This window comes from Chromobacterium sp. Panama (assembly GCF_003052555.1).
GTDB lineage: Bacteria > Pseudomonadota > Gammaproteobacteria > Burkholderiales > Chromobacteriaceae > Chromobacterium.
The window spans coordinates 3534004-3557308 of the sequence record NZ_QARX01000001.1; the positions used below are offsets into that span (position 1 = coordinate 3534004).

General features: G+C 63.8%; 19 protein-coding genes and 1 pseudogene. 9 read left to right on the forward strand and 11 right to left on the reverse strand.

Annotated features, from left to right (window positions below; all coding sequences use genetic code 11):
- Positions 1 to 36 precede the first annotated feature (36 nt).
- Positions 37 to 435: a VOC family protein gene (locus DB032_RS16005; RefSeq protein ID WP_107800353.1), complete on the reverse strand. Its 399-nt coding sequence runs from the start codon at positions 433 to 435 to the stop codon at positions 37 to 39.
- Positions 436 to 519: 84 nt separating this feature from the next.
- A complete protein-coding gene (locus DB032_RS16010) occupies positions 520 to 1311 on the reverse strand; it encodes an inositol monophosphatase family protein (protein ID WP_048411783.1) in 792 nt (263 codons plus the stop codon).
- Between the two features lie 203 nt (positions 1312 to 1514).
- Between DB032_RS16010 and DB032_RS16015 the strand changes: the two genes are divergently transcribed.
- The gene (locus DB032_RS16015) at positions 1515 to 2294 is read left to right on the forward strand and encodes an RNA methyltransferase (protein ID WP_107800354.1); all 780 of its coding nucleotides are present in this window, start codon (positions 1515 to 1517) and stop codon (positions 2292 to 2294) included.
- A complete protein-coding gene (locus tag DB032_RS16020) occupies positions 2284 to 3207 on the forward strand; it encodes a DUF1853 family protein (protein ID WP_107800355.1) in 924 nt (307 codons plus the stop codon). Before DB032_RS16015 ends, DB032_RS16020 begins: the two co-directional genes overlap by 11 nt.
- 59 nt (positions 3208 to 3266) lie before the next feature.
- Here DB032_RS16020 and fnr read toward each other — a convergent pair whose 3' ends face one another.
- Complete coding sequence (gene fnr, locus DB032_RS16025) at positions 3267 to 4013, reverse strand: fumarate/nitrate reduction transcriptional regulator Fnr (protein WP_043590811.1); 747 nt, start codon at positions 4011 to 4013, stop codon at positions 3267 to 3269.
- A gap of 109 nt (positions 4014 to 4122) precedes the next feature.
- On the opposite strand from fnr, the gene hemN reads away from it, so the two are divergent.
- Positions 4123 to 5529, forward strand: coding sequence for an oxygen-independent coproporphyrinogen III oxidase (gene hemN / locus DB032_RS16030; RefSeq protein WP_107800356.1), 1407 nt, complete (start codon positions 4123 to 4125; stop codon positions 5527 to 5529).
- A 66-nt stretch (positions 5530 to 5595) separates the two neighbouring features.
- On the opposite strand, the gene DB032_RS16035 is transcribed toward hemN, so the two are convergent.
- Positions 5596 to 7011: a sodium:alanine symporter family protein gene (locus tag DB032_RS16035; protein WP_107800357.1), complete on the reverse strand. Its 1416-nt coding sequence runs from the start codon at positions 7009 to 7011 to the stop codon at positions 5596 to 5598.
- Between the two features lie 563 nt (positions 7012 to 7574).
- On the opposite strand from DB032_RS16035, the gene DB032_RS24185 reads away from it, so the two are divergent.
- Complete coding sequence (locus DB032_RS24185) at positions 7575 to 9587, forward strand: methyl-accepting chemotaxis protein (protein ID WP_158274325.1); 2013 nt, start codon at positions 7575 to 7577, stop codon at positions 9585 to 9587.
- Between the two features lie 6 nt (positions 9588 to 9593).
- Positions 9594 to 10298 carry an ABC transporter substrate-binding protein gene (locus DB032_RS16045; RefSeq protein WP_107800359.1) on the forward strand — a complete coding sequence of 235 codons (705 nt, stop codon included), beginning with the start codon at positions 9594 to 9596 and terminating at the stop codon, positions 10296 to 10298.
- Here DB032_RS16045 and ugpQ read toward each other — a convergent pair.
- The 4 genes from ugpQ to DB032_RS16065 all read right to left on the reverse strand — a co-directional run bounded on the left by ugpQ (position 10285) and on the right by DB032_RS16065 (position 14100).
- Complete coding sequence (ugpQ, locus tag DB032_RS16050; protein ID WP_107800360.1) at positions 10285 to 11043, reverse strand: glycerophosphodiester phosphodiesterase; 759 nt, start codon at positions 11041 to 11043, stop codon at positions 10285 to 10287. The two genes, DB032_RS16045 and ugpQ, sit on opposite strands and share 14 nt — an antisense overlap.
- Before the next feature lie 137 nt (positions 11044 to 11180).
- The gene (locus tag DB032_RS16055) at positions 11181 to 12194 is read right to left on the reverse strand and encodes a cytochrome d ubiquinol oxidase subunit II (RefSeq protein ID WP_019100876.1); all 1014 of its coding nucleotides are present in this window, start codon (positions 12192 to 12194) and stop codon (positions 11181 to 11183) included.
- On the reverse strand, positions 12191 to 13531 hold the full coding sequence (locus DB032_RS16060; protein ID WP_107800361.1) for a cytochrome ubiquinol oxidase subunit I: 1341 nt from the start codon (positions 13529 to 13531) through the stop codon (positions 12191 to 12193). The genes DB032_RS16055 and DB032_RS16060 overlap by 4 nt, the downstream gene beginning before the upstream one ends.
- Positions 13532 to 13533: 2 nt before the next feature.
- The gene (locus DB032_RS16065; protein WP_107800362.1) at positions 13534 to 14100 is read right to left on the reverse strand and encodes a GbsR/MarR family transcriptional regulator; all 567 of its coding nucleotides are present in this window, start codon (positions 14098 to 14100) and stop codon (positions 13534 to 13536) included.
- A 315-nt stretch (positions 14101 to 14415) separates the two neighbouring features.
- On the opposite strand from DB032_RS16065, the gene mutS reads away from it, so the two are divergent.
- The gene (mutS, locus tag DB032_RS16070; protein WP_107800363.1) at positions 14416 to 16962 is read left to right on the forward strand and encodes a DNA mismatch repair protein MutS; all 2547 of its coding nucleotides are present in this window, start codon (positions 14416 to 14418) and stop codon (positions 16960 to 16962) included.
- A gap of 66 nt (positions 16963 to 17028) precedes the next feature.
- Positions 17029 to 17454: a hypothetical protein gene (locus DB032_RS16075; RefSeq protein WP_107800364.1), complete on the forward strand. Its 426-nt coding sequence runs from the start codon at positions 17029 to 17031 to the stop codon at positions 17452 to 17454.
- Positions 17455 to 17669: 215 nt separating this feature from the next.
- Here DB032_RS16075 and DB032_RS16080 read toward each other — a convergent pair.
- Positions 17670 to 18206, reverse strand: a pseudogene (locus tag DB032_RS16080) (pseudouridine synthase); the annotation flags it as partial.
- A 340-nt stretch (positions 18207 to 18546) separates the two neighbouring features.
- On the opposite strand from DB032_RS16080, the gene DB032_RS16085 reads away from it, so the two are divergent.
- Both DB032_RS16085 and DB032_RS16090 read left to right on the forward strand, forming a co-directional pair.
- Positions 18547 to 20784: an NADP-dependent isocitrate dehydrogenase gene (locus DB032_RS16085; protein ID WP_107800366.1), complete on the forward strand. Its 2238-nt coding sequence runs from the start codon at positions 18547 to 18549 to the stop codon at positions 20782 to 20784.
- Positions 20785 to 21100: 316 nt separating this feature from the next.
- Positions 21101 to 21733, forward strand: coding sequence for a LysE family translocator (locus DB032_RS16090; RefSeq protein ID WP_107800367.1), 633 nt, complete (start codon positions 21101 to 21103; stop codon positions 21731 to 21733).
- A gap of 178 nt (positions 21734 to 21911) precedes the next feature.
- Here DB032_RS16090 and DB032_RS16095 read toward each other — a convergent pair whose 3' ends face one another.
- Positions 21912 to 22409 carry a dihydrofolate reductase gene (locus DB032_RS16095; protein ID WP_107800368.1) on the reverse strand — a complete coding sequence of 166 codons (498 nt, stop codon included), beginning with the start codon at positions 22407 to 22409 and terminating at the stop codon, positions 21912 to 21914.
- Positions 22406 to 23200, reverse strand: coding sequence for a thymidylate synthase (locus DB032_RS16100; RefSeq protein WP_107800369.1), 795 nt, complete (start codon positions 23198 to 23200; stop codon positions 22406 to 22408). Before DB032_RS16100 ends, DB032_RS16095 begins: the two co-directional genes overlap by 4 nt.
- Between the last annotated feature and the right edge of the window lie 105 nt (positions 23201 to 23305).

Genomic DNA, 23305 nt, shown 5'->3' on the forward strand with positions numbered 1-23305 from the left:
CGCGGCTCTTTGTTATTCACGGGGCCCAGCCGGCGTTTAAACGTCGGACTTCAACTGCAGCAAATCCCAGCGATTGCCGTACAAGTCCTCGAACACCACCACGGTGCCGTATTCCTCCTCCCGCGGCTGCTCGCTGAAGCTCACGCCCGCCGCCGCCATGCGGCGGTAATCGCGCCAGAAATCGTCGGTATGCAGGAAGAAACCCACGCGGCCGCCGGTCTGGCCGCCCACCGCCGCCTGCTGCCGCGCATTGCTCGCCTTGGCCAGCAGCAGCGCGCACTCGCTCGCTCCCGGCGGCGCCACGCGCACCCAGCGCTTGTCCTCGCCCTGGCGCTCATCCTCCAGCAAGACAAAGCCCAGCTTGTCCACATACCAGGCGATGGCTTCATCGTAATCCGTCACCACCAGGGCGACCGAACCCAAAAACTGTTTCATATCACGCTCCAAACAAAAACGGCGCCCCCGAGGACGCCGTGACGCGTTAGCCGCTCAAGCCCCAAGGGGCCAAGCCGACAGCGCTTACTTGCCGATATGCGGCGCCAGCGTATGCAGCAGCTGCGCCAGCACTTTCGGGTTGGCGGCGACGATGTCGCCGGACTCCAGCCAGCCTTGTTCGCCGGACAAATCGGTGACGATGCCGCCCGCTTCCTGCACGATCAGGCTGCCCGCGGCGATGTCCCAAGGCTTGAGGTTCAGCTCCCAGAAACCTTCCACGCGGCCGCAAGCGACATTGCACAGGTCCAGCGAGGCCGCGCCTTCGCGGCGCACGCCGGCGGTCTTGGCCAGCACATCCTTGAGCATGCCCAGGTATTGGTCGATATAACTTTGGTCGGACACCGGGAAGCCGGTGGCGATCACGCATTCATTCATCATGAAGCGTTTGGACACGCGGATGCGGCGATCGTTGAGGAAGGCGCCGACGCCGCGCGAGGCGGTGAACAGATCGTTGCGGTTGGGGTCGAAGACCACGGCTTGCTGCACCTGGCCCTTGTGCGCCAGCGCGATGGAGATCGCGTACTGCGGGTGGCCGTGCAGGAAGTTGGTAGTGCCGTCGATCGGATCGATGATCCACTCGTATTCCGACGAACCGATGCCTTTCGCGCCGGACTCTTCTGCTAGAATCGCGTGCTTGGGATAAGCTTCCAGAATGGAAGCGATGATGGACTCTTCCGCGGCGCGGTCCACTTCGGTCACGAAGTCATTGTGTTTCTTGCGCTCTACGCGCACCGCGTCGAGATTCAGCGACGCGCGCTGGATGACACTGCCGGCGCGGCGAGCGGCTTTCACCGCGACATTGAGCATCGGATGCATTGACGGCCTCTACACTTTCAACCATGACAGACGTCCGCCACATGACGCGACGTCTGCTAGTAACAATCTGGGTTAAGGAACAAGAAAAACCCGGCGCAATCGGGCAAGGCCGCACGCCTGCCCAATCCGGCAAACGCTGGCCTTGCGCGCAAAACGGCGCGCGGGCTTTTCGATAAGCCGGCTATTTTAATGTGAAACTGCTGATGAATAAACCCCAAGTACCTGATTTTCTGAAAAACATTCGCATCGTGTTGGCCCGCCCCAACCATCCGGGCAATATCGGCTCCGCCGCCCGGGCGATGAAAACCATGGGCCTGAGCCGGCTGTATCTGGTTGAACCCAAAGTGTTTCCCAGCGACGAGGCCAATACGCTGGCCTCCGGCGCGGTGGATCTTCTGGAGCAGGCCACCGTGGTGTCCAGCCTGGCCGAGGCCTTGCAAGACGTCACCATCGCCTGCGCGCTGACCAGCCGCCGTCGCGAGCTGACCACCCCGCTGTCCACCCCGCGCCAGACCACGCCGGAACTGGTGGCGCGCGCCCGCGCCGGCGAACAGGTGGCCCTGGTGTTCGGCAACGAGACCTTCGGCCTGTCCATTGAAGAAGTCGAACAATGCAACCGCCTGGTCACCATCCCCGGCAACCCGGACTACTTCTCGCTGAATCTGGCGATGGCGGTGCAGGTGATGACTTACGAACTGTTCAGCCACACCGGCGTGGACGTCGACTATCTGCGCGCCGACAGCGACGCGGCGGCGCTGGGCGAGGTGGAGGGCTTCTGCGGCCACCTGGAACAGACCATGGACAAGATAGGCTATTTCCGCCGCCGCAACAGCGAACGGATGATGCGCCGGATGCGCACCCTGTTCAACCGCGCCGGCCTGCTGCGCGAGGAAATCGACATCCTGCGCGGCTTCCTCAAACAGGTGCAGCGCGCCGCCGACGGCGAAGTCCGCCGCGACGCGCCCGGACAGGATGGCGAATAAGCCGCCGTTCACCCTGCCCTACGCGCACCCGGCGGTGCGCGATCTGGCTTTTCTGCTCTCCGCGCCCTCTCCCTGGCGCAGCGGCGCGGACATCCCGCCGCAGCGGCTGCTGGGGGCCGACGGCCCGGCCTTGCTGCAAACGCTGGACGCCGATCCTGCCGAACTTCAGCACTGGCTGGCGCGCCAGCCCACCCGCCGTCTGGGCCATTACGCGGAACGGCTGCTGTCCTTCTGGTTCCGGCTGGCGCCGCACATCGAACTGGTGGCCAGCAATCTGCCGGTGCGCGCGCCGGACGGCCGCACCGTCGGCGAGTTCGACTTCCTGCTGCGCCTAGACGGCCAACCGCTGCATCTGGAAGCCGCCAGCAAGTTCTATCTGCAACTGGGCCGCAGCGCGGACACCTTGACCGGCCCCAGCCTGCGCGACGCCTGGGCGCTGAAAGCCCATAAACTGCAAACCCAGCTGCGCCTGTCCCGCCACCCAGCGGCGCAAGCGACGCTGCCGGCGGGCTTTGAGGGCTGCGCGGTCGGCGCCCGGCTCAGCGGCTGGCTGTTCCACGCCCGCGACACCGCGCCGGAAGCGCCGCCCGGCGCCCAGCCGCTGTACGGGCAATACTGGCCGCTGCGCGGCGACTGGCCGGCGCTGAACGCGGATTCGCGCTGGGCCTGGCTGCCCAGGCTCAGTTGGCTGGCGCCGGCGCGCCGCTCGCGGGAACACACCGCCGACGCGGCGGAACTACGCGCGCGCCTGGAACAGGCCGAGGCGCCGCAGCTGCTGGCCGAACTGCAGCCCGGTCCCGACGGCGACTGGCATGAAGTGGCCCGCGGCTTCGCCGTGCCGCCGGGCTGGCCTCAGGAAGCGCCGCTGTCGCGGCTGCTGCTGCAAATCGCGGACTGCGCGCCGGCTCCATGAAAAAAGGCAAGCCCGAGGGCTTGCCTTGCGTTTTCCATCTGTCCGCCCGCGCGGCGGAATCAATGTCCGTTGGCGTGAGCGCAGCCGGAAATCAGCGCCTTCAATTCGTCCACCATCACCAGTTGGATGTGCTTGTGATCGACGGTGATCCAGCCTTGCTGCTGGAACTTGGACAGCGTGCGGCTGACGGTTTCCAGCTTCAGGCCGAGGAAGCTGCCGATTTCCTCGCGGCTCATGCGCAGGATGAAGTCGTTGGCGGCGAAGCCGCGGGTGGACAGACGCTGCGACAGATTGAGCAGGAAGGCGGCCAGGCGCTCTTCCGCCTTCATGTTGCCCAATAACAACATTACATTCTGATCGCGAACGATCTCGCGGCTCATCAGACGGTAGAAATGGTGCTGCAGGGTGGGAATTTCGCGGCCCAGGCTCTCCATGCGGCTGAACGGCAGCTCGCACACCTCGCTGTCCTCCAGCGCGATGGCGTCGCAGCCGTGCACATTGGCGGAAATGCCGTCCAGGCCCATCAGTTCGCCGGACATATGGAAGCCGGTGACCTGCTCGCGGCCGTCCTGGCTGGCGACGCTGGTCTTGAAGAAGCCGGTGCGCACCGCGAACAGCGAACGGAAGCCTTCGCCGCTGCGGAACAAGTACTCGCCGCGCTTCAAACGGCGGCTTTGGCGGATCACCGCGTCGAGCTGGGTCAGCTCCTCGCGGTTAAGCCCCACAGGTAGACAAAGTTCCTTCAGGCTGCAGTTGGAGCAGGAGACCTTCAGGTTATGCAAAGAGATATGGTTCTGATCGGACATGGCATGTTTAGTACAAGCTTGCGATGAAGCTTGACCCTTATCAAAGCGAAATTCGCAGGATTTCCGCAAATTTACCAGTCCACCAGAGGTTTTGCCATCCAAATACGACATGAAGACCACCCACCCATTTTCTCCTGCCCATTTTGAATTCGACCGCGCGCTGATTGAGCGCCTCGACGGGACAGGTCCTAGATATACGTCATACCCGACAGCGGATCGCTTTACGCCGGGTTTTGCCGAAAGAGACTACATCCACTGGCTACGGCAGCGCAGCATCGGCGCCAACCGGAAACCTTTATCATTGTACGCTCATATACCTTTTTGCAACACTATCTGCTACTACTGCGGTTGCAACAAGATCATCACCAAGGACAGCGGCAAAGCGGACTTGTACCTGGACTACCTGGAGAAGGAGGTCCGCATGATCGCCTCCTGTCTGGGCCGCCGCGAGCAAGTGATACAGCTGCATTTCGGCGGCGGCACCCCCACTTTCTTGTCCGACGCGCAACTGGAACGATTGATGACCTTGCTCAAGACTCATTTCGAGTTCTTGAAGGAGGGGGAGTATTCCATAGAAATAGACCCGCGCAAAGTCAGCGCGGCGACAATCTTCAAACTGGCCGAACTCGGCTTCAACCGCATCAGCGTCGGGATTCAGGACTTTGAACCGGCGGTGCAGCAGGCGGTGAACCGGGTGCAATCCGAAGAGGAAACGCTGGAGGTGATCCAGGCCGCGCGCGACGCCGGCTTCAAGTCCGTCAGCGTCGATCTGATCTACGGCCTGCCGCTGCAGACCCGGGAATCGGTGCGCCGCACGCTGGACAAGGTGATCGCCATCGGGCCGGACCGGCTGGCGCTGTACAACTACGCCCACCTGCCCACCGTGTTCATGCCGCAGCGGCGCATCAACGAGGCCGATCTGCCCTCGCCGGAAACCAAGCTGGACATCCTGCAGGACTCGGTGCAGCGCCTGGCCGACGCCGGCTATGTCTTCATCGGCATGGATCACTTCGCCAAGCCGGACGACGAACTGGCCTCCGCCCTGCGCCAGGGCCGGCTGCAACGCAATTTCCAGGGTTACTCCACCCATGCGGACTGCGACATGATCGGTCTTGGCGTGTCCTCCATCGGCAAGGTCGGCCCCTGTTACAGCCAGAGCGCCAAGGACTTGGACAGTTATTACGCGGCGCTGGACAGCGGCCATCTGCCGGTGTTGCGCGGGCTGACGCTGGACAATGACGACATCCTGCGCCGCAGCATCATCCAGGGCCTGATGTGTCGCTTCTCGCTGTCGGTGGAGGCGCTGGAAGAGATCCACGGCATCAACTTCGCCGAGTACTTCGCCGAAGAACTGCCGCAGATCCGCGAATACCAGCAACTGGGCCTGCTGTCCTTCGACGGCGACTTCATCATGGTGGAGCCCAAGGGCCGCTTCCTGATCCGCAATATCGCGATGATCTTCGACCGCCACCTGCGAGAGCGCCGCACCCAGGCGCGCTACTCCAAGACCATTTGAACGGGGCTAGCAACAAAACAGCCCGCGTCTGGACGCGGGCTGTTTATCGTTGGAGCCGGACGCGGCTTACCAGATGTCTTTTTCCACCTTGGCGGCCAGTTCCGGGTAATCCGCCACCTTGAACACCGGGGTGGACTCGCCCCGCTTCAGCTGACGCTCGTAATCCTTCAGCACAATGAAGAAATAACGCGACAGCAGCACGATGGCCACCAGATTGATCAGCGCCATCAGGCCCATGGCAAAGTCAGCCATATCCCACACCAGCGGCAGGCTGGCCACCGCGCCGAACATCACCATCGCCAGCACGATCAGACGGAAGGCCAGCAAGATCCCCTTATTGCTGCGGATGAATTCGACATTGCCCTCGGCGTAAGCGTAATTGCCGATGATGGTGGAAAAGGCGAACAGGAACATCGCCACCGCCAGGAAGGACGCGCCTATCGGGCCGAACTGCGATTCGATCGCCTTCTGCGTCAGCGCCACGCCGCTCAAACCCTGGTCATACACGCCGGACAACAGAATGATGGCGGCGGTGGCGGTACAGATCACCATGGTGTCGATGAAGACGCCGAACATCTGGATCGCGCCCTGACTCGCCGGGTGACGCGAAGTCGCCGTCGCCGCCGCGTTGGGGGCGGAGCCCATGCCCGCCTCATTGGAGAACAGGCCGCGCTTGATGCCCAGCATCATCGCCTGGCTCACCGCATAGCCGGCGAAGCCGCCCGCCGCCTGCTCCAGACCGAAGGCGCTCTTGACGATCAGCACGATCAAACCCGGCAGCTCGGCCGCGTGCGCCGCCAAGACATAGAAGGTCATCAGCAGATAAATGGCCGCCATCACCGGCACCAGCCACTCGGCCACCCGCGCCACCGAGCGCACGCCGCCAAAAATGATGGGGGCGGTCATCACCACCAGGGCGATGCCCACCATATAGCGGTTCCAGCCCCAGGCGCCCTCGGTGGCCGCCACGATGGAGTTGGCCTGCACCGCGTTGAACACCAGGCCGAAGGCCAGGATCAGACACAGGGCGAAGATCACGCCCAGCCAGCGTTGCCCCAGGCCTTTCTGGATGTAGTAGGCCGGGCCGCCGCGGAAGGTGTCGTCATGGTGATTGGTCTTGAACAGCTGCGCCAAAGTCGATTCGGCGAAAGCGCTGGCCATGCCCAGCATGGCGGTCAGCCACATCCAGAACACCGCGCCGGGGCCGCCGGCGGCAATGGCGATGGCCACGCCGGCGATATTGCCGGTGCCCACCCGGCTGGCGAGGCCGGTGGCGAAAGCCTGGAACGGCGAAATATCGTCCTTGCTGCGATGGCCGCCGCGGCCGCCCATCATTTCGCGCCAGCCGCGCGCGAACAGCCTCAGCTGCAACAGGCCGGAACGCAACGAGAAATACAAGCCGACGGCCAACAACAGGCCGATCAGCATCTTGCCCCAAATCACATCATTGGCGGCATTGATAAACGAATGAAGCAAGTCCATGGATCCTCTTAAAGCTCTGAGCGTGGCAATCTGGAAATGGGCGACGCGCGCCGGAAGGATTTCAGACTGGAAGATTGACCCCGTCCCGATCTTGGCGCCGGGCTCGAGGGTTGCGGTCTTGACGAGACAGCTCCCCGCGGCCGTCAGGCCGCCTGCTTCGGGACACCGCTTCGTCAGACTGTTTTGATGCGAAACCCGGCGAATTTAGCAAAATAGAGTGATTGCTGGCAATGCCGGACGCCATCGGCCAAAGCCGCGCCAGCCGGCTTTCCGTCGCGCCCGGACACGCCTTTGTCATTGATACCGTCCAGAGAGCGGCCTATTTATCCAAGCACAAAACAATCAAAAGTCATTTTTGATGACTTAAGCATTATGGCCGGTTGCCTTCATACGCCAGACAAGGCAAAGCTCATGCTCCCGCCCGCAATGAACTGATACGCGGCGCTTCAGCCCAGCCATCGCATTTCATGCGGCAATCGCAGTCCGTGAAAATTGCCTATTCTGGAACTGGCGCGGTAGACGTTCACATTGCGGGCGTCGCCGCCACAGTCAGGAGCGAAATCATGACAACGCCCGTGGTAAGGCTGATGCAGCGCTTGAGCTACCCCAGCCGCTTTGCGCTGATCGGCGCGGTCTTTGCCGTCGCCTTACTCTATATGGTGTACGGTCTGTATCGAACCAATCAGGACAATATCGACTTTTCGCAAAAAGAAAGAGTCGGCGTGTCCTACATCCAGCCGCTGCATCACCTGCTGGGCGCGCTGGAACAAGCTCAGGATCTGGCCGTGCGAGCGGCGCAGGGCGAGGCCGCCGCCAAGGCGGCGCTGCCGGCGGCTCAGGCGCAGTTGGAGCAAGGCTGGAACCGGCTGCAAAGCGCCCATGAACAATACGGCGCCATCCTGCAAACCGACGAGGCCTGGAAAACCGCCAGCGCCGCGCGAGGCACGCTGTCGCGGATAGGCGCGGCGCCGCCGCCGCAAGTGATCGCCAGCTTCGACAGCACAGCGGACAAACTCAACGCCCTGCTCGGCGCCGCCAGCGACAATTCCAATCTGACGCTGGACCCGGACATCGACAGCTATTACCTGATGGACGCCGCCACCGCCAAGCTGCCCTCGCTGAGCAACTACATCGGCGAAGCGCTGGCCTGGGCCGCCAAACCGGAAGCCGGCCAGGCGCTGACGCCGGCGGAACGCGACCGCCTGGTGGAACTGCGCCCGCTGATCAACGGCGCGCTGGACGGCTTGAATGGCGACCTGGCCAAGGCGCTGGCCTACAATCCGGCGCTGAAGACCGCGCTGAACGCCGAATCCCAGGCCTTGGCCGCGTTTCATCAAGGCCAGGGCGCGGCCATAGACAAGGCCATCGCCGGCCAAACCGGCGCGGCCTTGGCGGTGAGCGGCATGGCGGCGAAAAACGCCGAGATCGGCGCCCGCTTCGGCGACGTGACGCTGAACAATCTGGACACGCTGCTACAAGCCCGCATCGAACGGATGCAGGCCCAGCGCAATTTCTACATCGGCATCGGCCTGGCCGCCATGCTGCTGGCCAGCTTCCTGTTCCACCAGCTCTATCTGTCCATCACCCTGCAACTGGGCGGCGAGCCTTTCTACGTTCAAAGCGTGGTCGAGCAATTGGCCGCCGGCCAGCTGGGCACCCGCATCCAGTTGCGCGAACAGGACCGTAGCAGCTTGCTCGCCTCCATCGGCCAGATGCGCGACCAATTGCGCGACACCGTGACCCAGTTGCTGGACACCTCGCGCGAAGTCAATTTGGCCGCCGACCAGATGGCGCAAAGCGCCCAGAACGTGTCCCACAGCAGCACCAAGCAAACTCAGGCGGCGGCCAGCATGGCGGCGGCGATCGAACAGTTGAGCACCAGCCTGATGGTCAGCGCCGAGCAATCGGAACAAGCCAATCAACTCTCGCGCGCCGCGGTCAGCCAATCCAGCGAGGGCAACGCCATCATCCACGACGCCAGCGCCAGCATGGACAGCATCGTGCGCGACGTGTCCTCGGCCTCGGAAACCATAGGCGCGCTGGGCCAGCAATCGGAGTCCATCGCCAGCATCGTCGATGTGATCCGCGATGTCGCCGACCAAACCAATCTGCTGGCGCTGAACGCCGCCATTGAAGCCGCGCGCGCCGGCGAACAAGGCCGCGGCTTCGCCGTGGTGGCCGACGAGGTGCGCAAGCTGGCGGAACGCACCGCGCAATCCACCACCGAGATCAGCACCATCGTCTCCGACATCCAGCGCACCTCGCAGCAGGCCATCGCCAATATGCAAACCGGCATGAGCGCCATCATGCAAGGCCAGGAAAACACCCGCAACGCCGGCGCCAGCATCGCCTCCATCCGCCAATGCGTGGACCAGGTGCTAGACAGCATCCATCAAATCACTCAGGGGCTGAAGGAACAGAGCAGCGCCAGCCAGTCCCTGGCGCAAAACGTGGAGAGCGTGGCGCGGATGTCGGAAACCAACGCCAGCGCCGTCGAAGCCAGCGCGCAGACCGCCGGCGAACTGCAGTCGGTGTCGCAGCGGCTGGGCCAGCTCGCCGGCCGCTTCAGCGTCTAGGCCGCGATGCGGCGCCTGCTGTGGCTGGGGATCGCGGCGCTGGCCCCGGCGCCGGCCGCGGCGGCCGGGCTGACCATACTGGTCAGCCCTCAGCCCCCCATCATCGAAGTGTCAGCCGATCAGCAACGCGTCTCCGGCGCCGCCATCGACCTGATGCGCGCGCTGTCGCAACGCGCCGGCCTGCCGTTCAAGTTCGCGCCCTACCCCACCGCCCGCGCGGTGCTGCTGGTCCGGCACACCCCGGACACCTGCCTGACCGCCGCCCGCTTTCCCGAACGCGAGGCGCTGTTCCGCTGGAGCGAGCCCATCATCCGCCTGCGACTGGTGCTGCTGGCGCGTCAAGACGAGACCCGCCGCTTCGGCAAGGCTGAGCAGGCCCGGCAATTCCACATCGGCGCCGTCCGCGGCACCGCCGTGGCCAGCCGGCTAAGACAACAGGGCTGGGCGCTGGACGAAAGCGCGGACTTGGAAACCAGCCTGCGCAAACTGCAATTGGGCCGCATCGACTTGCTGGCCACGCTGGATGTGGGCATACAGGGCATGGCCGACAAAATGAAAATGGCGACGCCGCGCGTCGCCCTGGTGGTGAATGAGACGGACATCTATTTCGCCTGCCATCCTCAATTGAGCGACGACGCCATGCAACGGCTGAACCACGCCATCCTGACGATGAAGGCGGACGGGAGCTTCAAGGCTTTCAATCTGAAATAGGCCGCAGCAAATCCAAGCGATCCGTGCAGACGCTGTCCACGCCCCAGGCCAGCAAGCGCTCGGCGTCGGCCGGCCGGTTCACCGTGTAGCACAGCAATTGAAAGCCGGCTCGCTTGATCTCGGCGCTCAGCTCAGCGCTCAAGCTCTGGTGATCACAGTGCAGCGCAATACAAGCCAGCTCGCGCAAACGCGCCTCCCAGTCCGCCGGCGCCTGCTCCACCAGCCAGGCGCGCGGCAGACGTGGCGCGGCGTCGCGCGCGGCGCGCAGCGCCTCGTCGGAAAAAGACGACAGCAAGGGCGGCTGCGCGGCGCCGGCCCATAGCCGCGCGGCTTCCGCCGCCACCGCCGCGCCGGTGTCCGCCTCCCGTCCCGGGCAGGGTTTGATCTCGATGTTCAAGGCGATGCCGTGCGCAAGGCAATAAGCGGCGACATTGTCCAGCGTCGGCATCGGCTCGCCGGCAAAAGCCGCGCCCTTCCAGCCGCCGGCGTCCAGCCGCGCCAATTGCGCCATGCTCATCGCCGCCGCCGCGCCGCGGCCGTTGCTGGTGCGCTCCACCGTGTCGTCGTGCAGCAAGAAGCAGACATTGTCCGCGGACAGCTTCACATCGCATTCCGCGCCGCGGTAGCCGTAGCGCAGACCTTCGCGAAATCCCGCCAGGGTGTTCTCCGGCGCCAGGACGCCGCCGCCGCGATGGGCGATGAAGCGGGGATAAGGCCATTGCCGGCCGGAGGTGGACTGGGACATGGGCGCTTCCTTGCGGACCTCGGACAAAAGGCGTCATTGTCGCCGACGCGGATTGCAGGCGGATGACGCGCTTCCAGTATGGCAAAAGCCGCCTCTGCTCGGCAAAGGCGGCTTCGTCAAGGACGGAAATCGCAAGCTTATTGGTAAGTCAGCGCATTGGCCTTGCCGTGGAACACCCGATAGACAAAGGCGGTGTACAGCAGAATCACCGGCAGCACCACCGCCGCGCCCCAGAAGATCACCCACAGCGCCGCGGTGTCGCTGGCAGCCTGCCAGATGTTCAACCGGCCGATCACCACCTCCGGGAACACGCTATAGGTCAGGCCCCAGAACGACAACAGCACGATGCCGACGGTGCAGGCGAACGGCGCCCAGCACCAATTGTCGTTGCCTGCCGCCTGGCGCACCGCTAGCCGCGGCAGGATCACCCACAAGGTGGCGAACAACACGATGCAACCCAAGGGCAGCGGCAGCAACAGCAGGAACTCCGGCAAGGCGAACCATTTGGCGGCGATATGGCTGCTGGCCAGCGGCGTGGCCGCCGACACCAGCAGCACCGACAGGCCGGCGCCGGCCAGGCTGCGCCGCGCCCAGGCCACCGCCTTGGCCTGCAAGGCGCCGCTGGTTTTCATGATCAGCCAGCCGGCGCCCAGCAAGGTGTAGGCCGCGGCCAGGCCGATACCGGCCAGCAAGGCGAAACCCCAGGCCAGCCAGCCTTCGGCGAAACCGGTCAGATAGCGGCCCAGCATCACGCCCTGGGTCAACGCCGCCAACAGGGAACCGCAGGCGAAGGCGACGTTCCACCACGGCTTGTGCGGTTCGCGCGCCTTGACGCGGAAATCGAAAGCCACGCCGCGCACGATCAAGCCGGCCAGCATCAGCGCCACCGGCAGATAGAGTTCGCCCAGGATGATGCCGTGCGCCAGCGGGAAGCCCACCAGCAACAAGCCCACGCCCAGCACCAGCCAGGTTTCGTTGGCGTCCCAGAACGGACCGATAGACGCGATCATCATGTCCTTCTCATCGTCCTCGGCGAAGGGCAGCAACAGGCCCACACCCAGATCGTAACCGTCCAGCACCACGTAAATCAGCATGGCCAGGGCCATCAGGCCGGCGAACACCACCGGCAACCAATACACAGCGCCACTCATGCCAGTTTCTCCTCGAGATGCGCGGCTTCGCCGCCGGACTGGCCGGCAGCCTTGCCGGCCATGTAGAACAAGACCGACACATAGGCGGTCAGCAACACCAGGTATAGACCCAGATACATCGCCAGGGTGGACGCCACCATGCCTCCGGTCGCCGGGCCCGCCGCCTGCGCGGTGGTCAGCACCCCTTCCACCAGCCACGGCTGACGGCCGATCTCGGTCACGTACCAGCCGGCCAGGGTCGCTACCCAGCCGGCGAAAGTCATGCCCACCAGCGCCCGCAGCATCAGCGGCGTCAGCTGGCCGCGACGGCGCAGTTGCCAACAGGCCAGCCAGGACACCAGCAGCATCAGCGCGCCGACGCCCGCCATCACCCGGAAGCTCCAGAACACCTTGCCCACCGGCGGATGCTGGGCGAACTCGTTGAGGCCGCGGATCTCGCCGTTGGGATCGTGGGTGATGATCAGGCTGGCCAGTTTGGGAATGCCCACCGCCATATCGTTCTGCCGCGTTTCCGCATTGGGCAGCGCGAACAGCAACAGCGGCGCGCCCTTCTCGGTATGCCAGACGCCTTCAATCGCCGCCAGCTTGGCCGGCTGATGCTTGAAGGTGTTCAGGCCGTGCATATCGCCCACGAAGATCTGCAGCGGAATCAGCAGCGCCGCGGTGATCACGCCGGTTTTCAAGGCCATCTTGGCGCCGTCGCTGCGGTCGCCCTTCAGCCGGCGATAAGCGGACAGGCCGGCCACCAGGAAGGCCGTGGTCAGGCCGGAAGCGATCAGCATATGGGTCAGCCGGTAAGGCAGCGAAGGATTGAAGATCACCTCCAGCCAGCTGGTCACCACCGCCTTGCCGTCCACCATCTTGAAGCCGGCCGGAGTCTGCATCCAGGAATTCAAGGCCAGGATCCAGAACGCCGACACCGTGTTGCCGAAGGCGACCAGGAAGGTGGCCCAGGTATGGACCCGCTCCGACACCCTGGAACGGCCGAACAGCATCACGCCGAGGAAGGTGGCCTCCAGGAAGAAGGCAGTCAGGATTTCGTAGGCCAGCAAGGGACCGGCGATATTGCCCACCGTCTGCATATAGCCCGGCCAGTTGGTGCCGAACTGGAAGCTCATGGTCACGCCGCTGACCACGCCCAGCGCGAAGGACAGCGCGAAAATCTTCACCCAGAAGCCGTAGGCGTCCATCCAGCCCTGCTGGCCGGTCTTGAGATAGCGCAGTTTGAAGAACAGCAGCACCCAGCCCATCGCGATATTGATGGTGGGAAACAAGATGTGGAAGGAAATATTGGCGCCGAACTGAATGCGCGCCAATACCAGCGGGTCAAAGTCCATAGCTACTCCCTGTCGCCGTCGCGACTGGTCAGTTTCGAAAGCGAGTGGGTGAACTGCAGGATCTTCTGCACCTGCGAGCCCAGTTTCATCAAGCGTTGCAAGGTCTCCACGTCCATGTGCTGGATGTCGGAAAACCAGGTGGTCACCAGTTCGATCAACTGGTGCATCTCCTTCATCCGCTGCTGCGCGTGGCGTTCCGCGTCGCTGGCCGGCTTCTCCATGATGGCGCCGCGCAACATGGTCAGCGTGGGCTCCACCTCGCGCTTTTTGCGCTCCTCGGCCAGGGTCTTGAAGATGGCCCAGACATCGTCGGGCGTGGAGAAATATTCGCGGCGGTCGCCGGGAAAGTGCTGCAGCCGGACCAGGCGCCAGGACTCCAGCTCCTTGAGTCCCATGCTGACGTTGGAGCGCGAGAAGCTCAGGCTTTCGGCGATTTCATCCGCGTTCAGCGGCTTCTCAGATACATATAGCAGCGCGTAGATCTGCCCGACGGTGCGATTGATGCCCCAGCGGCTGCCCATTTCACCGAAATGCAGCACGAAAGACTGGACGAGTGGCGATAGATTCATGACGTTCTCAATTTTCAGGAATTTCTGAAACTTTGATATAAATCATAAATTCGCAATGAAACCAAGTCAATCACAACCATCGTTGAGCGGCTCGCTTGACAAGACGCCGCCTCATGCAAACCGCATTGCGACGCCCATGCCCGGCGCGGCTGACGCCGCTGTCGGGCTGCGCTAAAATAGCGCCAACTCTCCAAAGCCCGCCCCGCGCGGGGCTGAAATCTTTAATCAGGGATGCCCGGCGCCCGCGCGGCCTTGATCCGCGGGCCGCGGCCGCGGCATCCTGTTGTCCATTGAAAACATAAGAGCCCATAGCCGATGAGCACGCCCCAACACACCCCGATGATGCAGCAATACCTGGCCATCAAACGCGAACACGCCGACAAGCTGGTGTTCTATCGCATGGGGGACTTCTACGAACTGTTCTATGAGGACGCGGAGAAGGCGGCGCGCTTGCTCGACATCACCCTGACCACACGCGGCGCCAGCGGCGGCAATCCGATCAAGATGGCCGGCGTGCCCTATCACGCCGCGGAAGGGTATCTGGCGCGCCTGGTCAAGATGGGCGAATCCGTCGCCATCGCCGAACAGATCGGCGATCCGGCCCTGTCCAAGGGTCCGGTGGAACGCAAGGTGGTGCGCATCGTCACCCCCGGCACGCTGACCGACGCCGCGCTGCTGGACGACAAGCGCGACAACCTGGTGCTGGCGGTGAACATGGTCAAGGGCGTGCTGGGCCTGGCCTGGCTATCCCTCGCCAGCGGCGAATTCAAAGTGCTGCAAACCCGGGTGGACGATCTGCACAGCGAGCTGGAACGCTTGAAACCGGCCGAGCTGGTGATCCCGGACGACACCGGCCTCAATGTGTTCGAAACCGTGGCCGCGCCCAAGAAAAAGCTGCCGCCGTGGCAGTTCGACATCGAATCGGCGCAGATGACGCTGACCCGGCACTTCGGCACCCGCGACCTGGCCGGCTTCGGCGCCGACACCCTGCCGGTGGCGGTGGGCGCCGCCGGCGCGCTGCTGGAATACGTCAAGACCACCCAGAGCGTGAACCCGGCCCACATCGCCAATCTGGCGGTGGAAGACGCCGGCGAACTGATCCGCATGGACGGCGCCACCCGCCGCAACCTGGAACTGACCGAAACCATACGCGGCGAACCGTCGCCGACCCTGGCCTCGCTGCTGGACGGCTGCGCCACCAGCATGGGCAGCCGTCTGCTGCGCCATTGGCTGCATCACCCCATCCGTAGCCACGGCAAGCTGGCGCGCCGGCTGGAAGCGGTGCGCGCCCTGCTGCCGGCCTACGACGACGCCCACGCCCAGCTGCGCGAAGTGGCGGACATCGAACGCATCACCGCCCGCATCGCGCTGCGCAGCGCCCGCCCGCGCGATCTGGCCGCGCTGCGCGATTCGCTGAAGGCGCTGACCGGCGTCAAGCGGCTGGCCGCCGGCCTGGACGCCGAGCTGCTGGGCGAGCTGGCGCGTCTGCTGCCGGACGACTCCCCGGTGGAAATCATGCTCAGCCAGGCCATCCTGCCCGAGCCCTCCACCTTCCTGCGCGACGGCGGCGTGATCAACCACGGCCTCAACGCCACGCTGGACGAATTGCGCGCGATCCAGACCGACTGCGGCGCCTTCTTGCTGGCGCTGGAAGCGCGCGAGAAGGAACGCACCGGCATTCCCACGCTGAAAGTGGAATTCAACCGCGTGCACGGCTTCTACATCGAAGTCACCAAGGCCCAGGGCGACAAGGTGCCGGACGATTACCGCCGCCGCCAGACGCTGAAGAACGCCGAACGCTACATCACGCCGGAACTGAAGGAATTCGAAGACAAGGCGCTGTCGGCGCAGGACCGCGCGCTGGCGCTGGAAAAGCAGTTGTACGAAGACCTGCTGGACCAGCTGGCGCCGCACATCCCAGACCTGAAGCTGATCGCCCAGGCGGTGGCCGGGCTGGACGTCCTGTCCGCCTTCGCCGAGCGCGCCAGCGTCAACAACTACGTGGAGCCGGAGTTCGTCGCCGAACCGCGGCTGGAAATCATCGAAGGCCGCCACCCGGTGGTGGAGGCGGAGGTGGAGCGCTTCATCGCCAACGACACCCGGCTGTCCGACACCCGCAAACTGCTGCTGATCACCGGCCCGAACATGGGCGGTAAATCCACCTATATGCGCCAGAACGCGCTGATCACCCTGATGGCTCACGTCGGCAGCTTCGTGCCGGCCCAACGCGCGGTGATCGGGCCGATAGACCGCATCTTCACCCGCATCGGCGCCTCGGACGACCTGGCCGGCGGCCGCTCCACCTTCATGGTGGAAATGACGGAAACCGCCAACATCCTCAACAACGCCACCGAACACTCGCTGGTGCTGATGGATGAAGTGGGCCGCGGCACCTCCACTTTCGACGGCCTGGCGCTGGCCTGGGCCATCGCCAAGGCGCTGATAGAGAAAAGCCGCGCCTATACCCTGTTCGCCACCCATTATTTCGAGCTGACCAGCCTGGAAAGCGAATATCCCAGCGTCGCCAACGTCCATCTGTCCGCGGTGGAGCACAAGGACCGCATCGTGTTCCTCCACCATGTGGAGGAAGGTCCGGCCAGCCAGAGCTACGGCCTGGCGGTGGCCCAGTTGGCCGGCGTGCCCGGCAAAGTGATCCGGGAAGCGCGCCGCTATCTGACCGAACTGGAGAACCACTCCGCCAGCCGCGTGCAGCCAGACCTATTTATCAGTTTACCCACGACGGCAAACGTGGAACCGGAACCGAATCCCGCGGTCGAACGCCTTCTGGAGGTCGATCTAGACGATCTCTCGCCACGGGAAGCGCAAGCTCTGCTCTATGAATTAAAGAAACTGGCCAAATGACCAGGCCAGACCCGGGGACGTTTCCTATATTACTAGAAGGTAACATCCGAGACAGGAGCAACAACAATGTCGCTTGAAAACACTGCCACCGCCCCGGGCCTGGTCCAGCTGTTCAGTCAGGTCACGGACGATGGAAGCATTGCCCTTTCCTCCATCCGCGAGCGGGCCAACCTCGAATTGTCCAGCTTCGCCGAACTGGCGAACCAACAATTGCAACAACTGGACATCAGCATGCCGCCTGCGATCAGCCTGATCAGCACGCCGGCCTGCCAGCTGGACTTGGAAAACAACCACCCGCATGCCGAGGAAATCCGGGCCTGGTTGCTGGGCAATGACAACATCACCCGAAAATTCAAGGAAGTGGAAGTGCTGTACGAGATCGTGCGCGCCGCGGAAAGCATAGGCGAGACCTTCCCGGAAAGCTCGACCTTCCACATCGGCTTAACCAGCGCCGGGCCTATCGCCTACTTCGAGGACAGCCACCGCGCCTAAGCGCAGGCCCAAAGAACAGGGCCGCGTGCGACACCCAGGACGGGGAAGCGAAAGCTTCCCCGTTTTTCTTTGCGCCGTCGGCGCCAGGCAAGCCTCGCTTCGGGTGCGGCTCAAGGCTTGCGCGGGCCTCCGCGCCGAAAACCGCCGCCGCGCGGCTGCGCGCCGGGCTTGGCGGTGCGCTGAGCTTGCGAGACCCCCGGCAAATCCGCAAGGTCCACCTCCAGCTCGCGCATGTCCCCCGGCTGCAGGCCGTCCAGCGCCCACGGCCCGATCGCCGCCCGCACCAGGCGCAGCGTCGGCAGCCCCACCTTGGCGGTCATGCGCCGCACCTGGCGGTTCTTGCCCTCGCTGATGACGATCTCCAGCCAGCCGTCCGGCACCGTCTTGCGAAAACGCACCGGCGGCGTGCGCTCCCACAGCGCGGGCGCCTCAATGCGCCGCGCCTGCGCCGGCTGGGTGGTGAAATCGCCCAGGTCGACGCCGCGGCGCAGCTGCTCCAGCTGCTCCTCGCGAATCTGCCCCTCCACCTGCACCCAATAGGTCTTGGGCAGTTTCCAGCGCGGATTGGCGATGCGGTGCTGCAATTCCCCGTCGCCGGTCAAGAGCAACAGGCCTTCGCTGTCGGTGTCCAGCCGCCCCGCCGGATACACGCCCGGCAAGGGCACGCAGGATTTGAGCGTCAGATGCTTGGGATGCTCGGAAAACTGACAGATGACGCCGTAGGGCTTGTTGAGCAGAATGAGTCGGGACATGGCGTGAAGAGCGGCAAGAAAGAATGAGGCGAATGATACAAGAGCCGCGCGCCGCGCGCCGCAAGTTTGCCGGCGAAGCCGGCGCATGCACGCGCCGGATGCGGCCTATAATTCGCATTCGAACCGCCGCCGCGCAGTTATCAAGCATAAAAGTTCAAATGCGCTGCGAGCCAAGCGTGCGCACAGAGGTATAATTCGCTTTTGAAAATTGCCAGAGAGTCTCCGGACCGCGTTCAGGCCGCGTCGCCTGGGCCCGGCATCCGCCTTTCCAAGGTCTTTCAATGCGCCGGCAGCGCCCTGCGCAATCGTTCTGTCGTCACAAGATAAAGGAGATAGAGTAATGCCATCGGAACAGCCCAAAATCATCTACACCCTGACCGACGAAGCGCCGGCGCTGGCGACCAGCGCCTTCCTGCCGGTCGTGCAAGCCTTCGCCGGCTCCGCCGGCATTGAAATCGCCACCGCGGACATTTCGCTGGCGGCGCGCGTCCTGGCCGAATTCCCCGACTATCTGGCCGACGAACAGAAAGTGCCGAACACCCTGGCCGAGCTGGGCAAGCTGACCCAGCAGCCCGACACCAACATCATCAAGCTGCCCAATATCAGCGCCTCGGTGGCTCAGCTGATCGCCTGCGTCAAGGAACTGCAGGCCAAGGGCTACCCGCTGCCGGACTATCCGGAAAACCCGGCCTCGGACGCCGACAAGGCGATCAAGGACCGCTACGCCAAGTGTCTGGGCTCGGCGGTGAACCCGGTGCTGCGCGAGGGCAACTCCGACCGCCGCGCGCCGCTGGCGGTGAAGAACTACGCCAAGAAGCACCCGCACTCGATGGGCGAATGGAAGCAATGGTCGCAGACCCACGTCTCCCACATGCACCATGGCGACTTCTACCACGGCGAAAAGTCGATCACGCTGGACAAGGCGCGCGACGTGAAGATGGAACTGACCACCAAGAACGGCCAGACCATCGTGCTCAAGCCCAAGGTCGCGCTGCAGGCCGGCGAGATCATCGACTCCATGTTCATGAGCAAGAAGGCGCTGTGCGACTTCTACGAGCGTGAAATGGAAGACTGCCGCGAATCCGGCATCCTGTTCTCCCTGCACGTCAAAGCCACCATGATGAAGGTGTCCCACCCCATCGTGTTCGGCCACTGCGTCAAGATCTACTACAAGGAAGCCTTCGAGAAGCACGGCAAGCTGTTCGAGGAACTGGGCGTCAACGTCAACAACGGCATGGCCACCCTGTACGAGAAGATCGAAACCCTGCCGGCCTCCAAGCGCGAAGAAATCATCCGCGATCTGCACGCCTGCCAGGAGCACCGCCCGCGTCTGGCCATGGTGGATTCGGCCAAGGGCATCACCAACTTCCACTCGCCCAACGACGTGATCGTGGACGCCTCCATGCCGGCGATGATCCGCGCCGGCGGCAAGATGTGGGGTGCCGACGGCAAGCCTTACGACGCCAAGGCCGTGATGCCGGAATCCACCTTCGCCCGCATTTACCAGGAGATGATCAACTTCTGCAAATGGCACGGCAACTTCGATCCCAAGACCATGGGCACCGTGCCCAACGTCGGTCTGATGGCGCAGAAGGCCGAGGAATACGGCTCCCACGACAAGACCTATGAAATCCAGGAAGACGGCGTCGCCAACATCGTCGACCTCGCCACCGGCGAAGTGCTGCTGTCGCAGAACGTCGAGCAAGGCGATATCTGGCGCATGTGCCAGGTGAAGGACGCGCCGATCCGCGACTGGGTCAAGCTGGCCGTCACCCGCGCCCGCAACTCCGGCATGCCTGCGGTGTTCTGGCTGGACCCGTACCGCCCGCATGAGAACGAGCTGATCAAGAAGGTGCACACCTACCTGAAGGATTACGACACCAGCGGCCTGGAAATCCACATCATGTCCCAGGTGCGCGCGATGCGTTACACCCTGGAACGCGTGGCCCGCGGCCTGGACACCATCTCGGTGACCGGCAACATTCTGCGCGACTACCTGACCGATCTGTTCCCCATCATGGAACTGGGCACCTCGGCCAAGATGCTGTCCATCGTGCCGCTGATGGCCGGCGGCGGCATGTACGAGACCGGCGCCGGCGGCTCCGCGCCCAAGCACGTGCAACAGCTGCTGGAAGAAAACCATCTGCGTTGGGACAGCCTGGGCGAGTTCCTGGCGCTGGCGGTGTCGCTGGAAGAACTGGGCATCAAGACCGGCAACGACAAGGCCAAGATCCTGGCCAAGACGCTGGACCTCGCCACCGGCAAGCTGCTGGACGAGGACAAGTCCCCGTCGCGCCGCACCGGCGAATTGGACAACCGCGGCAGCCAGTTCTACCTGTCCATGTACTGGGCTCAGGCGCTGGCCGCCCAGTCCGACGACAAGGAGCTGCAAGCCCGCTTCGCGCCGCTGGCCAAGAGCCTGGCCGACAGCGAGCAGAAGATCCTGGCCGAACTGAAGGCGGTGCAAGGCAAAGCGGCCGACATCGGCGGCTACTACCACCCCGATGCCGCCAAGTGCGGCGCGGTGATGCGCCCTAGCGCCAGCTTCAACGCCGCACTGGCCGCCGTGCTCGGCTAAGCGCTGCGCAGCCATGGCGGAAAATCTCCGCCGGACAAAACGCCAAGACTCGGGTCTTGGCGTTTTTTTTTGCGTCAATCCTCCACCTCCTGTCCTGCGTCCACGCCTTGCAAGCCCATTCGTTGAAACAGGCATGGCTCGAAGACCGAAGCGAGACCGCCGAAGCATGCCCCGCATCCAACAAACGGCTACAGTAGTCCGTGCCCCTTCTCACGCTAGGCCTGCTGCACGCCTCAACTTTCGGCCCCCGCGGAGCGGAAAACAGGTTTTGATCCTATTTCGCTCCTTCACGAGCCGAGTCATTAAGGAGTCATGAATGGACTCAACAACACTTGCTCTCTACGTGGTCTCGGTGTCCGCTGTCACCGTCACCCCCGGCCCCACCATGTTGCTCGCACTGAACAATGGCGCCTATGGCGGCAAACGGGTCGCGGCCTGCGGTATCGCCGGCGCGGCCTTGTCGGACCTGATCTTGATCGGCGCGGTCGCCTGTGGGCTCGGCGCGCTTCTGCTGGCCTCCGAACAGTTGTTCACGCTGGTGAAGTGGATCGGCGCAGCCTATCTGCTTTATTTGGCCGCGGCGCTATGGCGAGCGCCCGTCCGCCCTATTCAGGCGGACGCGAGCGCCGTAAGGCCTCCAACCGGCCGGGCCGCCTTTGTCCGCTCGCTACTGGCCGCTCTTTCCAATCCCAAAGGGCTGCTGTTCTTCTCCGCCTTCCTACCTCAATTCATCCGTCCCCAAGACGACATCGTGGCTCAATACCTTAGCCTCGCGTTGCTGACCGCAGTCATCGACATCGCCTTGATGAGCATCTACGCCCTGGGCGGCTATCACTCGATGCGCCTCCTCTCCGGCCGGACCATGCGCTGGCTGAACCGGGCCTGCGCCGGCATGTTGGCGGGACTGGGCGTCGCGCTGAGCCTGTATCGTCGCAACGAGCTCGATTGACCGCCCCCTGACCCGCTTGAACGGAAAACGCGGCAAGGCGGCAAGGCGGCAAACCTCATCCGGAACCCGCAACCGCCTTCATCAAAAAAACCCGCTCAAGGCGGGTTTTTGGCTCGAAACCGGTTCGCAGTCGCCTGCGCAAGGACAAGGCGAGGCGAAACCGTTTCAGGACGCGATCTCAGCGCCGCAGATAATCGACGAAGGCGTAAGCCAGCCCGGCGGCGCTGACATGCGCCTCGCGGCTGTCCTCGCGCCAGAGTTCGGCGGACACCTCGGGGAAATGGGCGTCGCCCGGGTAATCGCCGTCGATCTCGGTCAGACACAGGCAATCCGCGCCGGCGATCGCCTGGCGGTACAATTCGGCGCCGCCGATCAGGCACACCTCCTCCACCGCGCCGGCCAGGACCAAAGCCTCTTCCAGCGAATGCGCGGCCTCCGCGCCGTCGGCGCGCCAATCCGTCTGGCGCGTCACCACGATGTTGCGGCGGCCCGGCAGCGGCCGGCCTATCGAGTCCCAGGTCTTGCGGCCCATGATCACCGGCTTGCCCAGCGTCACCGCCTTGAAGTGCTTGAGATCCTCCGGCAAATGCCAGGGCAGGCGATTGTCTATGCCTATCACCCGCTTGGCCGCCATCGCCGCCACCAGGGTCAAGCGCGGCTTCCCGGCCGCCGTCATACCGCCACCGCCGCTTTGATGTGCGGATGCGGATCGTAGCCTTCCAGTTCGAAATCCTCGAACTTGAAGCCGAAGATGTCCTTGACCTGCGGATTGATCTTCATCGTCGGCAAAGCGCGCGGTTCGCGCGACAGCTGCAACTCGGTCTGCTCCAGATGGTTGCTGTACAGATGCGCGTCGCCCAGCGTGTGGACGAAATCGCCCGGCTGCAGTCCGCACACCTGCGCCACCATCATGGTCAGCAAGGCGTAGCTGGCGATATTGAAGGGCACGCCCAGGAAGATATCGGCGGAGCGCTGATAAAGCTGGCAGGACAGCTTGCCGTCGGCCACGTAGAACTGGAACAGGCTGTGGCAGGGCGGCAGCGCCATCTCGTCCACCAGCGCCGGGTTCCAGGCCGACACGATCAGGCGGCGCGAATCCGGGTTGTTCTTGATCATCGCCACCACATTGGCGATCTGATCGATGTGGCGGCCGTCCGGCGCCGGCCAGCTGCGCCACTGGTAGCCGTAGACCGGCCCCAGATCGCCGTTTTCATCGGCCCACTCGTCCCAGATCGACACACCGTTTTCCTTCAGATAACGGATATTGGTCTCGCCGGACAGGAACCACAGCAATTCATGGATGATGGAACGCAGATGGCACTTCTTGGTGGTGATCAGCGGAAAACCCTGTTGCAGGTCGAAACGCATCTGGTGGCCGAATACCGAACGGGTGCCGGTGCCGGTGCGGTCGGACTTGTCGTGGCCATGTTCCAGCACATGGCGCATCAGGTCGAGATACTGTCGCATTGTGTTCATTCCATCTTTGATACCGGCCATTGTACCCGACTTGAAGCCGGCTCGGAAAAGCTGGCCCGGCCTCGCCGCTTCGGCTACCATTCTCTTTAAAATCAA

Bases quoted from the DNA above. Each gene is read 5' to 3' on its own strand.
- DB032_RS16085 (WP_107800366.1), top strand. From the start codon at position 18,547: ATGCCATCGGAACAGCCCAAAATCATCTACACCCTGACCGACGAAGCG.
- fnr (WP_043590811.1), bottom strand. From the start codon at position 4,013: ATGTCCGATCAGAACCATATCTCTTTGCATAACCTGAAGGTCTCCTGC.
- DB032_RS16015 (WP_107800354.1), top strand. From the start codon at position 1,515: ATGAATAAACCCCAAGTACCTGATTTTCTGAAAAACATTCGCATCGTG.
- mutS (WP_107800363.1), top strand. From the start codon at position 14,416: ATGAGCACGCCCCAACACACCCCGATGATGCAGCAATACCTGGCCATC.
- DB032_RS24185 (WP_158274325.1), top strand. From the start codon at position 7,575: ATGACAACGCCCGTGGTAAGGCTGATGCAGCGCTTGAGCTACCCCAGC.
- DB032_RS16045 (WP_107800359.1), top strand. From the start codon at position 9,594: ATGCGGCGCCTGCTGTGGCTGGGGATCGCGGCGCTGGCCCCGGCGCCG.
- DB032_RS16060 (WP_107800361.1), bottom strand. From the start codon at position 13,531: ATGGACTTTGACCCGCTGGTATTGGCGCGCATTCAGTTCGGCGCCAAT.
- DB032_RS16095 (WP_107800368.1), bottom strand. From the start codon at position 22,409: ATGACGGCGGCCGGGAAGCCGCGCTTGACCCTGGTGGCGGCGATGGCG.
- DB032_RS16075 (WP_107800364.1), top strand. From the start codon at position 17,029: ATGTCGCTTGAAAACACTGCCACCGCCCCGGGCCTGGTCCAGCTGTTC.
- hemN (WP_107800356.1), top strand. From the start codon at position 4,123: ATGAAGACCACCCACCCATTTTCTCCTGCCCATTTTGAATTCGACCGC.
- ugpQ (WP_107800360.1), bottom strand. From the start codon at position 11,043: ATGTCCCAGTCCACCTCCGGCCGGCAATGGCCTTATCCCCGCTTCATC.
- DB032_RS16100 (WP_107800369.1), bottom strand. From the start codon at position 23,200: ATGCGACAGTATCTCGACCTGATGCGCCATGTGCTGGAACATGGCCAC.
- DB032_RS16010 (WP_048411783.1), bottom strand. From the start codon at position 1,311: ATGCATCCGATGCTCAATGTCGCGGTGAAAGCCGCTCGCCGCGCCGGC.
- DB032_RS16055 (WP_019100876.1), bottom strand. From the start codon at position 12,194: ATGAGTGGCGCTGTGTATTGGTTGCCGGTGGTGTTCGCCGGCCTGATG.
- DB032_RS16020 (WP_107800355.1), top strand. From the start codon at position 2,284: ATGGCGAATAAGCCGCCGTTCACCCTGCCCTACGCGCACCCGGCGGTG.
- DB032_RS16090 (WP_107800367.1), top strand. From the start codon at position 21,101: ATGGACTCAACAACACTTGCTCTCTACGTGGTCTCGGTGTCCGCTGTC.
- DB032_RS16065 (WP_107800362.1), bottom strand. From the start codon at position 14,100: ATGAATCTATCGCCACTCGTCCAGTCTTTCGTGCTGCATTTCGGTGAA.
- DB032_RS16035 (WP_107800357.1), bottom strand. From the start codon at position 7,011: ATGGACTTGCTTCATTCGTTTATCAATGCCGCCAATGATGTGATTTGG.
- DB032_RS16005 (WP_107800353.1), bottom strand. From the start codon at position 435: ATGAAACAGTTTTTGGGTTCGGTCGCCCTGGTGGTGACGGATTACGAT.